The following is a 3,536-nucleotide window of genomic DNA, read 5'->3' as shown; positions in this document are numbered from 1 at the left end:
TTCCATGAACTGCAGGTTTGGGAAGTACCTAAATATATGCTGTTTGAAACGGCGGATACGTACMTTGAATTAGTTGAAAAAATTACAGGTTTATTCGGAAGACAGCCCGAGCTACCAGACTGGGTATATAACGGCGTGGTTTTAGGTATTCAAGGTGGTACAGATGTTGTTGAGCAAAAATTAGAAAAAGTTTTAGCAAAAGGTATGAAAGTATCTGGAGTATGGTGCCAAGATTGGCAGGGCAAACGTATTACTTCTTTTGGCAAACGTTTAATGTGGAATTGGAAATGGAACGAGAGTGAATACCCAGATTTAGATAAAAAAATTGCAGAGTGGAAAGAAAATGACATTCGTTTTCTAGGTTACATTAATCCCTATGTAGCCATTGAAGGTGATTTATATAAGGAAGCTGAAGATAAAGGTTACTTGGCATTAAATACGGAAGGAAATACGTATTTAGTGGATTTCGGTGAATTTTATTGTGGAGTTGTTGATTTTACCAACGAAGAGGCTACTGAATGGTATAAACAAGTTATTAAAGAGAATATGATTGATTTTGGATTAGACGGATGGATGGCCGACTTTGGCGAATATTTGCCAACGGATGTTGTGCTCAAAAACGGAATCGACGCTAAAATGATGCACAATGCTTGGCCAACGATGTGKGCAAAAGCAAACTATGAAGCGGTATCAGAAGCAGGCAAACTTGGTGAGATTGTATACTTTATGCGTGCCGGATATACGGGCATACAAAAATACTGTACGCTTCTTTGGGGCGGAGATCAAAGCGTAGATTGGTCGCTAGATGATGGTTTGGCTTCCGTTATTCCTGCAGCTTTATCATCAGGAATGATTGGTTGCGGCTTACACCATAGCGATATTGGAGGCTATACAAGTTTACATGGCAATAAACGTTCGAAAGAGCTGCTGATGAGGTGGGCAGAAATGGGAGCCTTCACGCCTATGATGAGAACACATGAAGGAAATCGTCCGGATGATTGTTTCCAGTTTGACGGTGATGAAGAAGCACTAGAACATTTAGCAAGAATGTCTAATGTTTATGTAACGATGGCACCTTATATTAAATMGCTTGTAGAAGAAAATGCCCGACGAGGAATTCCTGTTCAGCGACCTTTGTTTATGCACTATGAAGAAGATGAAAAAACATATGATATTCAATACCAATATTTATTTGGTGAAGATGTACTTGTTGCTCCCGTTCACCAAGAAAACCAAACAGAGTGGGAAGTATATTTACCAGAAGATCAGTGGGTCCATGTATGGAGTGGTGAAGAGTATACAGGAGGATCTATTACTGTTCAGGCGCCATTAGGTTATCCACCTGTATTTTACCGCAAAAAATCGATTTGGAGTGAGTTGTTTTCTAAACTAATTCACATCTAATTTAAAAGCTATTTATATAAGAAATGTAGTCAAACGGAAAATTAGTGTTGATAAAGGTAATGATGTATTTTAAAATGGTTATAACAAATAGTTTTACGACAAGGGGAACTCTATATGCAAAACACGACAGTTTTATATGTGCCTATAGGTAGAAAAACATTTGATATTGAAGCAGCTGAAATTTATCGTCAAAAAAGTATGGAGTGGCTGAAAGGTAACTGCAGTACTGTGATTGCGCCGGAGCAAATTGTAACTTCAGTTGAAGAACTACAGGGATTTCTTGATTCAATTAAAGAGAATAAGATTGATACCGTTTTATATCAAAGCGTTACGTTTGCTGACGGTGAATTTATGGTTAAGATATTGGAGTATTTTAAACAGCCTGTAATTGTTTGGTCAGTACGTGAACCAAGTGTAGGTGGACGTTTACGTTTAAACTCGCTAACAGGTGGAAATAGCACCAGTAATGTGCTGCGCAACCATCAGCATCCGTTTGCATTTGTATTTGGAAATCCAGATGAGAAAGCTTTACAGGAGCGTCTATTAAGACAAATTAATGTTATGCGCGTGTTAAAAGCATTGAACGAATTAAAAATTGGGGTAGTGGGAGATTATCCACCAGGATTCTTTTTTTCAGCAGCTAACGAAGAAGAATTAAAAAGCGCACTTGGAGTAACTCTTCATAAGCTGGATTTACAAGAAGCGTTTAAAGAGTGTGTAAAGCTTCCAGAACAAGAATGGATAGGTGAAGTTGAGCGGGCAGAAAAGCAGGTGATTGGTCTAAATCGAAATGATGAAACCGTTACTAAATTTGCTCAATTTTCCACATATATTAAAAAGCACATTCAAAGTGAAGAGTTAGATGCACTAGCTATGCGATGCTGGCCCGATTTCTTTAATGATTTAGGAGCTGCTCCGTGCTCAACGCTGTCTCAGTTTACGGAAGACGGAATGGTGACATCTTGTGAGTCTGATATTCACGGATCAATCTCCATGTTTATCCTGCGTGAGTTAGCAGGCGGAAATGCACCTTACCTTGGAGATTTGGTTCACATAGACGAAGAAAAAAACTCGGTTGTTTTTTGGCACTGCGGTGCAGGAGCATATTCACTTGCCAATCCTTCTACCGGAGCAACAGCAGGGGTACATCCTAACAGAAAAATTGGTTTTGCGATGGATTTTGGATTAAAAGCAGGAGAAGTAACGATCTTCAGGGTAAGTCATACGCCTGATGGGTATCGCCTTCTAGTGATGAAAGGAAATGCATTAGATGTAGAGCAGCCTTTTACAGGTACATCTGTAGAAGTGGAACTGGCGACAAATGCATCAGACACACTTTATGAACTTATGCACGCGGGGTATGAGCCTCACTTTGCACTAGTGTATGGTGATGTGACAGAACATCTAATTGAACTAGGGCGTATGCTTAATTTAGAAACAAAGGTGTATGTATAAGAAGATTATACTTCTCTGCTACAGTAAAAGTTAGCCAATACTATATAATAATACCAAACGCTAACTTAAAAGGAGTTTGAGAAAATGAAAGATACAATAGGTTCTAATAAAAATATCGCGCTTTATCTTCAAGTAAAAGATGTCTTAATTAAACGTATACAAGAAAAAGTTTGGAAGCCCAATACGTTAATTCCAACAGAACAAGAATTAATGCAAGAATTTGATGTAAGCCGTACTACCTTAAGACAAGCTATTTCTATGTTAGTACAGGACGGGCTGCTGGAAAAAAAACAAGGCAGGGGAACAATTGTAAAGCCTCAGCCACTTATCGGCGGCAGCTTAGGCAAGCTTAAAGGGCTAGCAGAAGAAGTAGCGGAAAAAGGATTAACACCGAATTCAAAGCTCATTCGTACTGACTTTAAAAAAGATTTGTATTATGAAACTTCCATGCTGGAATTGGACGCTGGAGAAGAGGTTTTAGTTATTGAACGAATTCGTTTTGCTGATGAAGTGCCTATTGCGATTGAACGTTCTTGCTGGCCTCTGCATATTGGGAAAATACTAGTTGAACAAGATTTAAATAGTGCAAAATTTTATGAAGTACTAGAAGAGAATGAAATCTTCTTAAAACGAGCTAAAGAGAAGGTATCTGCTATTAATGCAACGATTTATGAAGC

At 38.6% G+C, this 3,536-nt stretch carries 3 protein-coding genes; all 3 read left to right on the top strand.

Annotated features, from left to right (window positions below; translation table 11 throughout):
- Window positions 1-1,404: alpha-glucosidase (locus tag AC1DRF_RS19815; protein ID WP_477741481.1), on the top strand; the 1,404-nt coding region annotated here is incomplete at its 5' end.
- A 114-nt stretch (window positions 1,405-1,518) separates the two neighbouring features.
- Complete coding sequence (gene sftI, locus AC1DRF_RS19810; RefSeq protein ID WP_477741480.1) at window positions 1,519-2,859, top strand: sulfoquinovose isomerase; 1,341 nt, start codon at window positions 1,519-1,521, stop codon at window positions 2,857-2,859.
- An 84-nt stretch (window positions 2,860-2,943) separates the two neighbouring features.
- Window positions 2,944-3,536: GntR family transcriptional regulator (locus AC1DRF_RS19805; protein WP_477741479.1), on the top strand; the 593-nt coding region annotated here is incomplete at its 3' end.

The organism is Priestia sp. P5_B4 (assembly GCF_056400385.1).
The sequence above is the reverse complement of the archived record's forward strand: the minus strand, read 5'-3'. Positions and strand labels throughout refer to the sequence as shown.